The organism is Pseudomonas fluorescens, assembly GCF_902497895.1.
GTDB lineage: Bacteria > Pseudomonadota > Gammaproteobacteria > Pseudomonadales > Pseudomonadaceae > Aquipseudomonas > Aquipseudomonas fluorescens_BP.
Map to the genome: position 1 here is coordinate 1 of NZ_CABVHQ010000043.1, position 13,663 is coordinate 13,663.

Consider the following 13,663-nt stretch of genomic DNA (forward strand, 5'->3'; position numbering starts at 1 on the left):
ACCTGAGGGTCTGGTTGGCAATCAGGCGCGGCGGCGGGTCGCACTTGCACCTGCAGAGGTCGCCGTCCAGGGCGGCGTGGCGTCCATCCAGCAGGTCCACCAGGTGCGGGCCGTCGCAGGCAATCTCCCCGGTACTGTCGCATTCCGGGCAATAGACTTCATCGCCTTCGCGGGCCATGGCCAGGCCATTGATCGTGCTGCACTCCCAGCCGGTACGCACGGTGCCGTCGACGGTGGTTTTAGCCCCGACGGTGATGTGATAGCGCCTCATGCGGTCTATGTCCTTGTTTTATCTGCAGGGACGAACACGCTAGGTAAGGCGATGCGGGAGATAAATCAGATATTTCTTTGCCTGGTGTAGGTCGATTCTGCAATCAGGCAGCCGATGGCCAGTAATTTTTGGCAGCATCGGTGAGGAGCGATTAACCACCAGCATCGCTTGATACTGGTTACCCGCTCGCCAGTAAGCGGTAGCGCTTTTGTTCAGGTCCCGTAATCAGACCCGTCGTTGCGGCGTATCGGCGAACGATGGAAAGTCCTTGGACCGGATTGGCGTCCTGAAACAGCCTCACTCATGACCTGCTCACCAGCGCCTCAGCCTGCCGGACTCGCTCCAGTATTGCTTGTATCTTAGGCTCAAGCACTCCCAGCGCCTGACGCAATAAATCGGTAGCGGCCTGTATTTCTTGCGCGCGTTGTTGGCTGATCACCAACGGGCGATGTGACTGAGCCGCGGTAACGGAGTCATCCATAAATTGCTTGAACACAAGACAGGCTCGCATCATGTCGCCCATCGCCAGAATGTCATCGACAACCATTCCTCACTCCTTCGTTCATTCGAACTTCCCGATTGGCTCGACCTGAATTCAGAATCCCCTTTTTTCTTTATGACACCATTGTTGTCAAGATGCACACCACAGACGTGCAACGTGTGTCGGTGAAAATGCATTTTGATTTCTACTTGAAAGGAAAGGACTCACTCTGTGCATATGGATACCAGTTGGTCGTGTGCAAAGACAAAGACAGAAGTACGTGCCGGATGCCTGTGACCCTTGCTAATGCGTTGAAGGCCTTCTCGCATCAGGTATCTTCCCGGACAATATAGAGGCCTCTTTGCGGTCGATGCGGTTTTTCAGATGAACATCGCACCTGTGGCGAGGGGGCTTGCCCCCGCTGGGGTGCGCAGCGGCCCTAAAATCTGCAAGCCGGTTCTACCAGGTACACCGCATATAGGGGAGCTTACAGAATTCGGAAAAAATCGTACGTAACGGTTTTTCCACCTTCCACCGTCCAACAAGCCCTCGTTTGATGAATGGCCGATCAGTCGCAAATAATTTGAGCCCGAGCCAATGAAATGCAAGCCGACACGGCTGAATGCAAGCTCGCTCGCAGCTAATGTGAACCAAAGGGCTCCGTCAGTTGCAGTTAATCTGAGCCAACAAATGCGTTGAATGCGAGCACGGCTGTTTTCGATTGTAAGCCGTTACACCTAGTCATATCGATTGCCCCTGCGTCCAGGCGGTTCTGCAGGTGCGCCAAGACACTTGCGAGTACCCAGTAGATCAAGGCCGGCCAAAGCATTGCTATTCGTGGCGTGCTGGCGAATACGTTGCTGTGGACACCTGAGAATTTGACGTCACGACTCATTCGGGCTGCGTCTTTTCTCCATGGGTATGTGTTTGCACATATCACCGCGAACCAAGTTAAAAATTTTTGCTTTCCGCGACCAACCAACTTGGTTAGATTTAAGTACGTGATTTTCGGATATGGTCCCTAGCCTAGTGATTTCAACCAACTTCACCACGCTCATCTTGTATTAGTCTGCTTATTGCATCCACGCATTCTCTCTCGTCATCACCATTCGCTTCTACTGAAAGTGTAGCGCCTACGCCTGCTCCTAGCGTCATGAGGTCCGTGATGGATTTTGCATTAACTTTTCTGCCTTCACGGGAGATCCAAACGGCACTCTCAAATTTATTAGCCAATTGGTTCAGCTCGGCACTGGCACGTGTGTGCAGGCCTGACTCGCTAACTATAATCACCTCTTTTTTAAACATGTGCTCACCTCTGATTCTGCAGAAATAAGAGAAAGTCTTTTGGTTTTTATCTATAAAGAATTCGCATCAACTTTATGTGCTTTAATCGTGAAATATTTGTAGCTTACTTCGTCTGTTGTCGATACTGTAAAAGTTGACAGTCAGTTAGTACCATTTGCTATTACATTTCATTTTTTAGACTGTCTGGTTGTAAGCAAGAGAGAGTGCGTCATTATCCTTACCACGCTTGAACGCTCGGTATTGTTGCAGCGGAACCGGGCCGGACATCGGGTAGTAAGGACCAGCCCTTTCAAGGTCTTTGTTCAGGCTTCTTCTCGGGGGCAGCGCCATGGAATCAAAAACCAACATAAGCCCTACATCCCCAGCGGGACTATAAGCCGGCGCCTGCCTGAACATCTGGCGAGTACGTTTGGCGGCAGAGCCGCAAGCTGGGAAATGGGAAATGGGAAATGGGAAATGGGAAATGGGAAATGGGAAATGGGAAATTCAGGCCGTTACGACAGGTCGGAAAACCTTAGCGTACGATTTTTTTCCCGAGTTCTGTGGGCTCCCCATTGAGGCGAGATTGGCCTGATGCCCTCGTCGCCGTTGCGGCGTATCGGCGAACGATGGAAAGTCCTTGGACCGGATTGGCGTCCTGAAACAGCCTCACTCATGACCTGCTCACCAGCGCCTCAGCTTGCCGGGCTCGCTCCAGTACTGCCTGTATCTTAGGCTCAAGCACTCCCAGCGCCTGACGCAATAAATCGGTAGCGGCCTGTATTTCTTGCGCGCGTTGTTGGCTGATCACCAACGGGCGATGTGACTGAGCCGCGGTAACGGAGTCATCCATAAATTGCTGGAACACAAAACAGGCTCGCATCATGTCGCCCATCGCCAGAATGTCATCGACAACCATTCCTCACTCCTTCGTTCATTCGAACTTCCCTATTGGCTGCGACCTGTTTGCAATGGCGCAAAACCGAGAACAAAGCCGAATCCACCGGCTCGCGCCGTTCCCACTGGCAGATTCCCGGAACACGCGGTGATTGTCTACTGTCAGGATTGACAGGTCCCAAGCACTATTTTCTGAGCATTACTTGAGTTCGATAACGAAAATCGATGTCACCGCGCGCGTATTGAAAAATACCTTACAGATCGCCATTTCTTTATTTTTGTAACAAAAGCCCCTATAGCCTCGGTTTTTTTCTTACTATGGAAACGGATCCAATCCGTAGGAAAACTCCGAAGAGGGTGATAGCGATGGGCTGCTGGGCAATCGATCAAGTGCCACACAGGGATTCAGAGCTCCCTGAAAATACTATTTTCGAAGATTTTCAGTTATCTGCCGCGCAATTCGGTTTTGAATACTGCTCGATGTTTGTCATGACTCCAGCCAACCCCACTGCACCTGCGCTACTTGTGAGGAATAGCTTTCCTGGAACATGGAACCAACACTTCAAGCAGCAACACGGCTCCCAGGGCAATCCGGTGATTGAGCACTGCCTGCGCTCGGTGCTACCCGTACTGTGGTCAAGGTCGTTGTTCGCTGCCCTTCCGGCGCTCTGGGACGATCTTTGCCACTTTGGAATGCAACATGGCTTCTCCCAACCCGTACACGATCACCGCGGCATCATGAGCATTTTCTGCTTCGCCCGAAGCCAGGTCATCACTCCCCGGGATTTTTATGAAAAAGCCGGATCGATGTTGTGGCTCACCTATCGAACCCACGCGCTGTTGGCGCAAAGCCTGTTGACCACGTGGCGCCCACCGATTCTGTTGACGCCACGGGAGAGAGAAACGCTCAAATGGTCGGCCGAAGGCAAAACCGCGGCGGAAATTGCCGTTATTATCGAACTGTCGGAACGCACCGTGAACTTCCATATTCAGAGTGCGATCCGCAAATTGGGCGTTAAAAACAAAATGGCGGCGGTGATACAGGCGGTCAATAGACGGCTGCTTTAAATCAATCTCGCCCCTGTCGCATTCAGCCTCTGCAAGAATTCCTTCCGGCGGACCTGGTCCATTTCCTCTTTGACCAACAGCTCGGGAAGCAAGGCCTGGGCCGTTTGTGGATCAAGGATAAACACCCCGTCATCGTCACCGATGGCAATGTCCCCAGGTGCAACCCGGACCTCGCCGACGCTGATCGGCTGGTTGACCTCTCCCTGCAAGCCCAGGCTGCGGGTGGTGAAGGAGCTGGCCCCGCGGCAAAACACCGGCAGTTTATGCAGACGCAATGCGCTGACATCGGTGACCGCACCCCAGACCACTACCCCCGCCAACCCTTTGATCAATCCGGCCAGGGTGCGCAGTTCGCCCCAACAGGCACATTCAGCATCGCCCACGCACTCGATGACCAGCACGTCCCCCGGCTGACTGAGCAGCAGTGCGTCACGCAGAATGCTGCCATCGGGGGTAAAGACTTTAACCGTGACGACATTGCCGACCATGCGGATGTCGTTGAACAGCGGTTTGATGCCCCGCAGGTAACCACTCGCCGTCAGATGGCCAATGGTCGATGAAGCAATCTTGCGGTACTCGCCCAGCAGTTCATCGCTGACCCGCCGTTGGCGCGGCTTTCTCCGGGCATTCATCGGCATTTCCCTGGACGTAACAATGGACAGGTCGAACAGTATTCAACGGGGTCGCTGGCCAGATAATAGAAGCAACAGGTTCGCCGAAAGCGAATGCTGCGCTGGCCATCGTCAACCAGCGTGGGTGGACGGCGAAAATGGTTCAGCGGATTGTAATCAAGGCCAAACAAGGCAGGTGTAGCCTGAGTCAGCAGCCAGCTGAAATCCGCTTCATGGCGCTCGCGTATCCGCGGATCCTCAATCTTTGCCATGCGTTTTTCATACAGCGAATACACCCGAGCTGCGGTGTTATCCCACAAGATACGCCGGGAAATGCCGCTGACGCTGTAAAAGGTTTGCCAGAGCGGCTGCAGCAATCCGGCAAACAGCGAGTGCACAATGGCTTCGCGCCAGGCATCGCGTTCACCGGTTGCATAGGCAAAAGGCAGCGCTTGATGGAGTGGCATCGAGGAAGTCCAGAGGCCTTCGTCGTGCCCGTATTCGATCACCGTGTTGTCCAGCGACAGCAGCAGCCCCTTGTCGTACACCGACATGGCATACAGACAGGCGCCGGTGGCCAGAAACGACAGGCGTTTGCCCAGCAACGAGGCGGTGACCTTGCGCGAGGGTGAGCCGATGACGGGCGTCAGCTCATCCAGCAGACGCTCGCAGACCTCCTCCTGCAACAAGTCCCGAGCGGTCAGCGAGCGTAGCGGATCGCGCTCTGCCGATTCCTTCAGCCGCAGCCCTGCGCTAAGCACTGCCCACTCCTGCGCAGTGAAATGGCGGGCCAGACTCATTGCGGCAGTTCCCGGCCAAATGGAATGCACATCGGGGTCCCGAAGAACGGATCGGGGATAATCCGGCAATTGAGGTCGAACACCGTCTTGACCAAGGACTCGGTCAAGACCTCCTCGGGCCGCCCCTGGGCAAAGGCACCGCGGTTATGCACCGCGACCATATGGTCGGCGTAGCGACAGGCCAGATTGAGGTCGTGCAACACCATGACGATGGTTTTGTTCTCGCGCCGGTTAAGGTCGCGCAGCAGGTCCAGCACCTCGATCTGGTGCGCCAGGTCGAGAAAGGTCGTTGGTTCATCCAGCAACACGATGCCAGTGTCCTGGGCCAGCGTCATGGCGATCCATGCACGCTGGCGCTGCCCGCCGGACAGCGCATCCACCGGCCGATCGGCCAGCGCTTCCAACCCTGTCTGGGTCAGCGCACGCTGGACCATGGCTTCATCTTCAGCCGACCACTGCTGCATCCAGCTCTGATAAGGGTAACGACCCAGGGCCACCAACTGGCGCACGCTAATGCCCTCCGGCGCCGTGGGCATCTGCGGCAGAATCGCCAACTCACGGGCCACGGTGGCGGTGGATTTGTGCTGGATATCCACGCCGTTGAGAATCACCGAGCCTTGAGTGGGTTTGAGCAATCGGGCAAAGGACTTGAGCAAGGTGCTTTTGCCGCACCCGTTACTGCCGATCAGCACCGTGACCTTGCCCTTGGGCAGTTGCAGGTCCAGCTCATCGATAATCACCTGGCGCTGATAACTCAGGGTCAGGCCGCGACTTGCAATCGACGTCATGCGTTGGATTCCTTAATGACGCTGCTTGATCAACAGATAGAGAAAGAACGGTGTGCCGAGCACCGCGACAAAAATTCCCGCTGGCAGATCCAGGGGCAAAAACAACGTGCGCCCGGCCAGATCCGCGAACATCACCAGGATCGCCCCGACCAATGCCGCCATCACTGCCTGCCCGGCGAAACCGGGCCCGACCAGGCGTTTGGCAATATGCGGGGCAATCAAGCCGACAAAGGCAATCGCCCCGCCCCAGGCAATGGCCGCACCGGCCAACGCCACGCTCACCAGCAACAACCCGGCTCGCAGCCACTGGACCCGCACACCGATGCCCTGGGCCAGACTGTCATCCAGTTGTTGCACCATCACCTGACGGGCCAGCAGCACCAACAGCGGCAAGATCCCCAGCAACCAGCCAGCCAGCGCCAGCGGTTCGGGCCAACTGGCACCGTACACGCTGCCTGTCAGCCAGACGTAGGCCGACAGCGTGGTGGTCAGCGGACTGAATACCAGGATGAAGGTGGTGGCGGCCGTCAACATCGCCGAGACGCCCACCCCAATCAACACCAGCCGCAGCGGCGATGAGCCCTGCTTCCAGGCCAACAGATAGATCGCCAGCGTAGCCAGCCCCGCACCGAGCATCGCCGCCAGGGGCAGGAACTGTTGGCCCAGGGCCACGGAGAAAAACGACAAGTAAAGCACCGCAGCGGCACTGGCACCGCTGGTAATGCCCAGCAGATCAGGCGACGCCAGCGGATTGCGGATGATGCCTTGCAGGATCAGCCCGGAGATCGCCAGCGCGGCACCGACCAGCGCGGCCAGGACAATCCGCGGAAAACGCAGTTGTTCGACGATAAACGTCAGGCTGGGGTCCTCGCTGGAGAACAGAATCCGCAGCACCGCCAGCGGCGACAACGTGACTTTCCCCAAGGAGAGCGAACCGAGGACCACCAGCAAGGTAATCGCCAGCGCCAGCCCCAGCCGCGACAAGGTAGATAGATTGATCCGCCGGGAAAATCCGCCACGGCGCCAGGTCAGCACCTTATCCATAACGACCTCCACGCCGGGCCAGGAGAATAAAGAACGGTGCGCCAAACAGTGCGGTCATCACGCCCACCGGCACCTCCTGGGGCAGAATCAACACCCGCGACAGGGTATCGGCCAGCAGTAGCAGGATCGCGCCGAGCAACGCGGAGCCCGGCAGTAGCCAGCGATGATCGATGGACAACCCTTTGCGTACCATATGCGGCACCAGCAGGCCAATGAAGCCAATGCTGCCGGCCAACGCCACGGCACTGCCCGCCAGACAGACAATCAGCACGCTCAGCAACAGACGAATCAAGCCGGTGCGCTGGCCGAGGCTGGTAGCGATCTCCTCCCCGGCGTTCAGCACATTCACCTGCCCCGCCAACAACAGTGACCCCAGCACCGCGAACACACTGCACATCAGCAGCGGCGCGGCGATCGACAGGCTGCGTTCGGTCAGCGAGCCAGCCATCCAGAACAACACGGTGTCCAGTCCATCCTGATTGACCACCAGCAGCGCCTGGCTGAAGGCGGAGAACAGCGCGGCAATCGCCGCGCCGGCCAGCACGATGCGCAGCGGGCTGAGACTGCCCTGCCCCATGTTGCCAATCAGCCACACCAGACAACCGGCAACCGCGGCACCGAGAAATGCGCACCACAGCCAGGCATCCGGTGATGACAGCGAGAAGATCGAGGAAAACAGGATGATAAAGAAGGTCGCTCCGGCATTGACCCCAAACAGCCCGGGAGAGGCCAGCGGGTTGCGGGTCAGCGCCTGCATCAATGCCCCGGCCACCGCCAGGCTGGCACCCACGGCGATGGCCATCAAGGTCCGGGACAGGCGCGTGGTGGTCACCAACGTATGACTGGCGCTCAAGGCATCCGGATCGACAAAGGCCGCGGCTACCTGCGACAGCGGAATCCAGGTTGCGCCGACGGCCAGGCTCAAGCCGCTGCACAGCAGCAGCACGATCGCCGCGAACCCCAGTTTCAAACCCTTGCTCATGAAGCCGTATCCGCTGCTGCCATGCGCGCAATATCGTCGAGCATCAGGTTCGCCCCGAGCATCCCGCCCGACAGGCTCCAGGCCACGCCGTCGACCTGCCAGACCTGATGCTCCCGCGGCGCGCGCATTTGCTGCCACAGCGGGTGCCGCACCAGGCTTTCATAGTTGCGCTGCACCGCCGCGCTCGAGCCGTGCATGAAAATAAAAAACAGCTCGGCATTCACCACCGGAAGGCTCTCCTTGCTGGTGAGTTTCAGCGACACCCCTTTCGCTTCCCGGCTAGCCTCACTCCAGTTGAAGCCCAGTTCGCTGAGCACGGAACCGGCGAAGCTGACGGGTAGATAACTGCGGATGTGGTCTTCACGAATATCCAGAATCGACACCGTGAGTGGCCAGCGTCCGGCAAATTTGTCCTGCAGTTGCTGGCGCAATTGCGCAACCCGTTGCTGCCATTGCGCCAAAAGACTCATGGCCTCCTGCTGACGGTTCATTACTGCGCCCATCAGGGCCAGGGTTTTTTTAAATTCATACACTTCCTCCAGCATCAGCACCGGGGCGATCTGCTCGAGTAGCGGCGCTATGCGCTGGTGGCGAAAACTCGAGGCGACAATCAGGTCCGGCTTGAGCAAGACAATGTCTTCCAGGCTGGGCTGAGTCTCCAGCCCGACATGGGGCACATGCTCCAACGCCTTGCGCAAATAGCGATAAGTCGGTTTTTCACTCCAGGAGTCGACTACGCCGCAGGGGATTACCCCCAAGTCGACGGCGCTGTCAGTAGCTCCCTGAAATAGGGTGATCACCCGCAAAGGGGCAACGCCCCCCTGCGCGAACTTGGGTGCCAATGACCTGAAGGCCAAAAGGCCCAGAGACAGGCGCAACAACGTGCGCCTGGAGGGTTTTAGCGGGTTTTCATGCTTCACGAGTCAGCCTGTGAAAGGGGTTTACCACTTCGCCTTTGCCAAACGGCATGCTGCCAGGGCCGCCGGCACGTTCGATCATCGGTGTCAGAAGGAGCTTTTGTGGCCAGTGTGGAGACTCGAACAGCTGTTGCTTGAGCATGGCCCGGACATCAGCGTCAAAATCAATGGTGTCGATCAGCTCGTTCAGCACCTCGCCCATTGCGGTCCACAACGTTGTGGCGGGCAGTGAATAGATCTGCGCGAGCGTATCGATAATCGCGCGGAGATTGACCTGAATTCCCAGCGTCTGCAACCAGAACAGCAAATCTTCAGGGCGCTCATGATACAACGTATTGGTGTGGCCTTTCTTAAGTCGGTAAACCGGATCGGCCATGCCGCTGCGTTCCAGCCACGGCACGTAGATGCGCAATGAATCGTGATCGCGCAGCAGCAGGCCCTGGGCATAACCCGCTTTCCATACCAGCAACGCATTCTGCCCGTGAACTTCACCGAGCATGCCGAGGCGGAACATCCGCAGGTTGATGTCGAAGAAGCTGTGGCAGAGTTCGCGGAACAGCGTCATCACCGACGTGGCATCGGCCGGCAGGTTGCGGTAGGCCATCCAGTCATCGAAGAAGTGCCGGTTGCTGTCGGGCAACGGCGTGGCCAGCGCGGCCATGGGTATCAGGCGACAATCGGCATCCTCCAGCAACGCAGGCGGATAGCCGCGCACCATCGCCGCCAGATGCCGCGGCGCTTCATCGAACAGCGTGGCGTCTGGCGGCATGAACGCCCACCATTTGCTCTCGTCACACAGGTGCAGCGACTGTTGCAGGATTTGATCCTTGCCCAGCGCCTGGCGCAGCAGCGTCTCGCTCAGGCCGCCATTGATCATTTTCACCGCGGGCAAGTACCGCGAGGCACCCAGTGAATAGATGGCCATCGGCAACTTGAGGTAATCGGCGCTGTTGAAGCAGGGCGCCATCGAGCGCAACGACGAGGTGGCAAAAAAATCGCCTTCAGTGAAGTCCAGGCGCTGGCAGTCACCCTTGGCGAACGCAGCACCGAGTTGCGCTTGCAACACGTGCTCGAACTGCCATGGATGAACCGGCAGCGCGATATGGCTGTCGGCAATGCCACGCTCCTGCATCTCTTGTTGCAGACTGGCTTGCAGCGCCTGCGGCAACAGGTAGTGCGCGGGATAACTCTGCTGCACGTCCGCAACGCCGTCACCGCATTGCAGCAGGGTGTTGGCTACGGCGACCCAGTTAAGCGCCACCGGCCGGGCAAACTCCGCCTGATAGTGCTGATACTCGGTCTCGCTCAACCCCTGCTTGGCTTTGGCCAATGGATGGTAGGGACGATCGCGCAGCGAAGCCCACTGCTCCATCGTCAGGAAGAAATCCCAATTGTTCTTTTCCAGCAAGCGTTCGGTGTCGACCTTATGGGTCAGGGACAACCCGGTTTGCTGAACGCTGGTGCGCAGTACATCCTGAAACAGCGCGAAGCCCTTTTCATTATCCGGGTAACGCTCGGCCATCCCGGCCAATACCAGGGTCATGAAGTCTTCCGGTGACAGCGTCGTCAGGTTGTCGCCCTCACGGGCCAGTACCGGTGTCCCCGGTACTTTTTCCCATTGCTGGGTGATGCCGGGACGCAGGGCAACCAGGATAAAACGCGGCTCATCCGCTACGCAGGACCATTCCCAGATACCTTGCCCGGCGCCGAGGCCAGTAAAGGGCGGAGTCTGTTGGTGAGCTGATTGCCATTGCGCAGGCGTTACCAGGTGCAGCGGCTCAGTGCCGAAAAAATGTTCTGCCAGCAAGCAATCAAGCAGATCCTGCATCACCTTATCGGCGGCCATTGTGCTGAGGTTCATTCGATTACTTTCCTTCTACTGAAATGGTGGCCAGTCTGGCCTGAAGGGCGCGAAAGGCGATGCCGCGTTCGTCCCCCAAAACAAAGCTTTTCACGCCGCGAGCCAACCAGCGTTCGTGGTCACCCGGCTGGCGTGGAATGGCGCAGTACGGTACGCCCGCAGCTTCGGCCGCCTGCCAACTGGCGAGCAATGCTTGCTGCACTTGCGGCTGGTCGATCTGCCAGGGCATGCCCAGCGATTGCGACAGATCGGCAGCGCCTTCGAGGATCATGTCCAGGCCGGGCACCGCGGCAATCTCCGCCGCGCGGCGCACCCCTTCGGCGCTTTCGAGCATCGCCACCAGCATGATCTGGGCGTTGGCCAGACCGATGTACTCGGCCAGGCTGTGCTTGCCGAATGCCCCGGGGCGCCCGGCATTCAGGCTGCGACTGCCCAGCGGATGGTATTTGCAGGCGCGAATGCTCTCGGCAAGCTGTTCGGGCGACTCGATCATCGGCAGAACGATGCCCTGGGCCCCGCCGTCGAGCAGGCGCAGCATGGTTTTCGGATTGAGATCCGCCACCCGCACCAGTGGCGTGACCGCATAACTCTCGGCGGTGCGGATCATGTTCTCCACGGTTTCAGGATTGATCAACACGTGTTCCATATCGATGATCACGAAATCGAATCCGGCTTCGGCAATCAGCTCAATGGCCGCTGGCGAAGGAATCGAACTGATCAGGCCGTAAGCCGACTCCCCCGCACCGAGTTTCACCTTGAGTTGATTAGTCCTCAGCATGCTTGCGGCCGGAAAGCATGCAGTGGATTAGGCACGGCCTTGATCCGGCTTTCGCCATCGCCCAACAGCCGGCGCTTGGTCAGCTCTTCCACTTCATAGAAAGGCGCGAACACATCAAACAGCGCGTAACGCGCCTGGTGCTGCGGGTGCTCGGCCTGGTAACCGAGGATCACCTCGGCCGTCATCTGCCAGAACGTGGCTTCCTCAAGCTGGTACTGCTGATGCAGAAAAATCGCCAGCTCGGCCAGGCAGATAAAGAAGAACGAATCACAGGAGAAGTCGCGTACCGCATTCACATCGTCGGTGAGGATGAACGAGTTGCGGTTGAGCTTGGCGTGGCTGGCGGGCAGCGGCACCAGGGTCGGGCACAGCTCGGGGCGCGCCAGATGCTGCGGCGAATAACGTACGCCATCATGGAAGTCTTTCAGCGCAATGCGTTGCGGCCATCCCTGCTTGACGATCAGAACGATGTTCTGTCCATGGGACTCCATGCCGATACCTTCGGCATACAGCATGTGAATGATCGGCGGGACCGTGACCTGCAACAGTTGTCGAGTCCAGGCTTGCAGGCCGTATTGGGCAATCCAGGCGTTGATGAAGGGTTTCTGCTCAGCCTGCGCATAACGATTTTCCACGGAGCTTAAACCGTTGAAGGGTACCGCCTGCTCATCGTCCTGCAGATACTGGTGAATGCTTTCGCGCCACAAGGTTCCCAGGGTGCCGTAGGCCTGGGCCATCCGCGTGGTGGGCAGGTGCTGATAATCGAAGCTGACGCCAACCACTTCGCCAAGGATCACGAAGCCGAGGTCCCGCGCCGTGCTGTCGCTGGCGATCAACTGCTGCAGCCAGTCGGTGATGATCGGCCCGTTCATCACCGTGTGCCGGGCCAGGATGCGCGTGCTCGAGGTGTTGGTGATGCTCAGCGCCAGCTTCACATAGGGCCGCTGTTTTTCGCTGACATTGGCCAGGGTGCGGATCGACTGCTGCGCCTGATAGCGATCATCCGATTCTCCCAGATAGACCAGCTCGCCACTCAGCAACTCGGGGTAGAAGGTCGGCGCAATGGTATTTTCCCACTGCCATGGATGCACCGGGATCAGCCAGTAATCATCCAGTGCCTTGCCCTGGCTGGCGAGGGTCGTGGACAGCTGCTGCCAGCGTTGCGGGCCAAACTCCTGCTGGATAAAGGCGTCGAAACTCAAGTGCCGCGAATGGTTCATCACCCCGCAGGACTTGGCCACCGCCAGCCAGACAATGGCGATCGGCGCGCCGAACTCCGGCCCGAAACGAGCGTTATCCGCCAGCGAAAAGCCGATGCGCGACTTGTAGCAAGGGTGATAGCTGTGGGCGTCCATGAAATGCTGTTCCAGCGCATCGACATCCAGTTCATGAGCCGGTTTCGCCGCGCGGTAATGCTGGCTGCGCGACTGCAAATCCTTGAGCAAGGTCTGCTCCAGTTCATGGGTGAACCGCGGCAGATGCGCACTGTCCTGAAGCTCGCTCAACAGCTCGGCCAACGCCTGATGCAGCTGCGGCTTGCTGCGCACACCCGCGGCATCCACGCGTTCCAGGCTGGCGCAATCGAGGCGGATCAGCTCAAAGCTGGCGCTGAGCAAGCCGTTGCAGTGGTACTCCACGCTCTGCTGCTGCGCGTCGACAGCGCTGACGATAAAGTGCTGCTGATTGTCCGCCAAGGGTGAATGACGGTACGCCAGCACATTTTCGTACAGCAGGGTTTGCAGCAGTTGCCCCACCACGCGTTGTTCGACTTGCTGGTAGTGTCGGGCGTCGGCATTGGCCAACCAAAAGCCTGAAGCGGAACCCGGGGTCTGCTGTGTTGCGGGTGAAGAGGTGGTCATGTTGATACCTTACAAGTCAAAA

General features: G+C 58.1%; 14 protein-coding genes. 1 reads left to right on the forward strand and 13 read right to left on the reverse strand.

Annotated elements, in window-relative coordinates:
* From F8N21_RS20145 to F8N21_RS20160, 4 genes are all read right to left on the reverse strand, one after another.
* On the reverse strand, positions 1 to 271 hold a 271-nt coding region (locus tag F8N21_RS20145; RefSeq protein ID WP_150643776.1), incomplete at its 3' end, for a PAAR domain-containing protein.
* A gap of 301 nt (positions 272 to 572) precedes the next feature.
* Positions 573 to 818 carry a hypothetical protein gene (locus tag F8N21_RS20150; RefSeq protein ID WP_150643777.1) on the reverse strand — a complete coding sequence of 82 codons (246 nt, stop codon included), beginning with the start codon at positions 816 to 818 and terminating at the stop codon, positions 573 to 575.
* 969 nt (positions 819 to 1,787) lie between these two features.
* Positions 1,788 to 2,057 carry an HPr family phosphocarrier protein gene (locus F8N21_RS20155; RefSeq protein WP_150643778.1) on the reverse strand — a complete coding sequence of 90 codons (270 nt, stop codon included), beginning with the start codon at positions 2,055 to 2,057 and terminating at the stop codon, positions 1,788 to 1,790.
* 652 nt (positions 2,058 to 2,709) lie between these two features.
* A complete protein-coding gene (locus F8N21_RS20160) occupies positions 2,710 to 2,955 on the reverse strand; it encodes a hypothetical protein (RefSeq protein WP_150643779.1) in 246 nt (81 codons plus the stop codon).
* 344 nt (positions 2,956 to 3,299) lie between these two features.
* On the opposite strand from F8N21_RS20160, the gene F8N21_RS20165 reads away from it, so the two are divergent.
* A complete protein-coding gene (locus F8N21_RS20165) occupies positions 3,300 to 4,001 on the forward strand; it encodes an autoinducer binding domain-containing protein (RefSeq protein WP_191624365.1) in 702 nt (233 codons plus the stop codon).
* Here F8N21_RS20165 and F8N21_RS20170 read toward each other — a convergent pair.
* From F8N21_RS20170 to F8N21_RS20210, 9 genes are read right to left on the reverse strand one after another with little or no spacing between them, the layout of a single operon-like run.
* Positions 3,998 to 4,639, reverse strand: a complete 642-nt coding sequence (locus F8N21_RS20170; RefSeq protein ID WP_412071656.1) for an RraA family protein — start codon at positions 4,637 to 4,639, stop codon at positions 3,998 to 4,000. The two genes, F8N21_RS20165 and F8N21_RS20170, sit on opposite strands and share 4 nt — an antisense overlap.
* The gene (locus F8N21_RS20175; protein ID WP_150643782.1) at positions 4,630 to 5,412 is read right to left on the reverse strand and encodes an IucA/IucC family C-terminal-domain containing protein; all 783 of its coding nucleotides are present in this window, start codon (positions 5,410 to 5,412) and stop codon (positions 4,630 to 4,632) included. Before F8N21_RS20175 ends, F8N21_RS20170 begins: the two co-directional genes overlap by 10 nt.
* Positions 5,409 to 6,200, reverse strand: a complete 792-nt coding sequence (locus F8N21_RS20180; protein WP_150643783.1) for an ABC transporter ATP-binding protein — start codon at positions 6,198 to 6,200, stop codon at positions 5,409 to 5,411. The genes F8N21_RS20175 and F8N21_RS20180 overlap by 4 nt, the downstream gene beginning before the upstream one ends.
* 12 nt (positions 6,201 to 6,212) lie before the next feature.
* Positions 6,213 to 7,244 (reverse strand): FecCD family ABC transporter permease, encoded by a 1,032-nt coding sequence (locus tag F8N21_RS20185; RefSeq protein ID WP_150643784.1) that lies wholly within the window; start codon positions 7,242 to 7,244, stop codon positions 6,213 to 6,215.
* The gene (locus F8N21_RS20190; protein ID WP_150643785.1) at positions 7,237 to 8,226 is read right to left on the reverse strand and encodes a FecCD family ABC transporter permease; all 990 of its coding nucleotides are present in this window, start codon (positions 8,224 to 8,226) and stop codon (positions 7,237 to 7,239) included. Before F8N21_RS20190 ends, F8N21_RS20185 begins: the two co-directional genes overlap by 8 nt.
* Complete coding sequence (locus tag F8N21_RS20195; RefSeq protein WP_150643786.1) at positions 8,223 to 9,146, reverse strand: ABC transporter substrate-binding protein; 924 nt, start codon at positions 9,144 to 9,146, stop codon at positions 8,223 to 8,225. Before F8N21_RS20195 ends, F8N21_RS20190 begins: the two co-directional genes overlap by 4 nt.
* Positions 9,136 to 11,004, reverse strand: coding sequence for an IucA/IucC family protein (locus F8N21_RS20200; RefSeq protein WP_150643787.1), 1,869 nt, complete (start codon positions 11,002 to 11,004; stop codon positions 9,136 to 9,138). The genes F8N21_RS20195 and F8N21_RS20200 overlap by 11 nt, the downstream gene beginning before the upstream one ends.
* 4 nt (positions 11,005 to 11,008) lie before the next feature.
* A complete protein-coding gene (locus F8N21_RS20205; RefSeq protein WP_150643788.1) occupies positions 11,009 to 11,782 on the reverse strand; it encodes an HpcH/HpaI aldolase family protein in 774 nt (257 codons plus the stop codon).
* Positions 11,776 to 13,641 carry an IucA/IucC family protein gene (locus F8N21_RS20210; protein WP_150643789.1) on the reverse strand — a complete coding sequence of 622 codons (1,866 nt, stop codon included), beginning with the start codon at positions 13,639 to 13,641 and terminating at the stop codon, positions 11,776 to 11,778. The genes F8N21_RS20205 and F8N21_RS20210 overlap by 7 nt, the downstream gene beginning before the upstream one ends.
* Positions 13,642 to 13,663 lie beyond the last annotated feature (22 nt).

Excerpts from the sequence above, each read along its gene's own strand:
- F8N21_RS20185 (WP_150643784.1), bottom strand. The coding sequence starts at position 7,244 with ATGGATAAGGTGCTGACCTGGCGCCGTGGCGGATTTTCCCGGCGGATC.
- F8N21_RS20165 (WP_191624365.1), top strand. The coding sequence starts at position 3,300 with ATGGGCTGCTGGGCAATCGATCAAGTGCCACACAGGGATTCAGAGCTC.
- F8N21_RS20190 (WP_150643785.1), bottom strand. The coding sequence starts at position 8,226 with ATGAGCAAGGGTTTGAAACTGGGGTTCGCGGCGATCGTGCTGCTGCTG.
- F8N21_RS20180 (WP_150643783.1), bottom strand. The coding sequence starts at position 6,200 with ATGACGTCGATTGCAAGTCGCGGCCTGACCCTGAGTTATCAGCGCCAG.
- F8N21_RS20160 (WP_150643779.1), bottom strand. The coding sequence starts at position 2,955 with ATGGTTGTCGATGACATTCTGGCGATGGGCGACATGATGCGAGCCTGT.
- F8N21_RS20155 (WP_150643778.1), bottom strand. The coding sequence starts at position 2,057 with ATGTTTAAAAAAGAGGTGATTATAGTTAGCGAGTCAGGCCTGCACACA.
- F8N21_RS20150 (WP_150643777.1), bottom strand. The coding sequence starts at position 818 with ATGGTTGTCGATGACATTCTGGCGATGGGCGACATGATGCGAGCCTGT.
- F8N21_RS20170 (WP_412071656.1), bottom strand. The coding sequence starts at position 4,639 with ATGCCGATGAATGCCCGGAGAAAGCCGCGCCAACGGCGGGTCAGCGAT.
- F8N21_RS20175 (WP_150643782.1), bottom strand. The coding sequence starts at position 5,412 with ATGAGTCTGGCCCGCCATTTCACTGCGCAGGAGTGGGCAGTGCTTAGC.
- F8N21_RS20205 (WP_150643788.1), bottom strand. The coding sequence starts at position 11,782 with ATGCTGAGGACTAATCAACTCAAGGTGAAACTCGGTGCGGGGGAGTCG.
- F8N21_RS20200 (WP_150643787.1), bottom strand. The coding sequence starts at position 11,004 with ATGAACCTCAGCACAATGGCCGCCGATAAGGTGATGCAGGATCTGCTT.
- F8N21_RS20210 (WP_150643789.1), bottom strand. The coding sequence starts at position 13,641 with ATGACCACCTCTTCACCCGCAACACAGCAGACCCCGGGTTCCGCTTCA.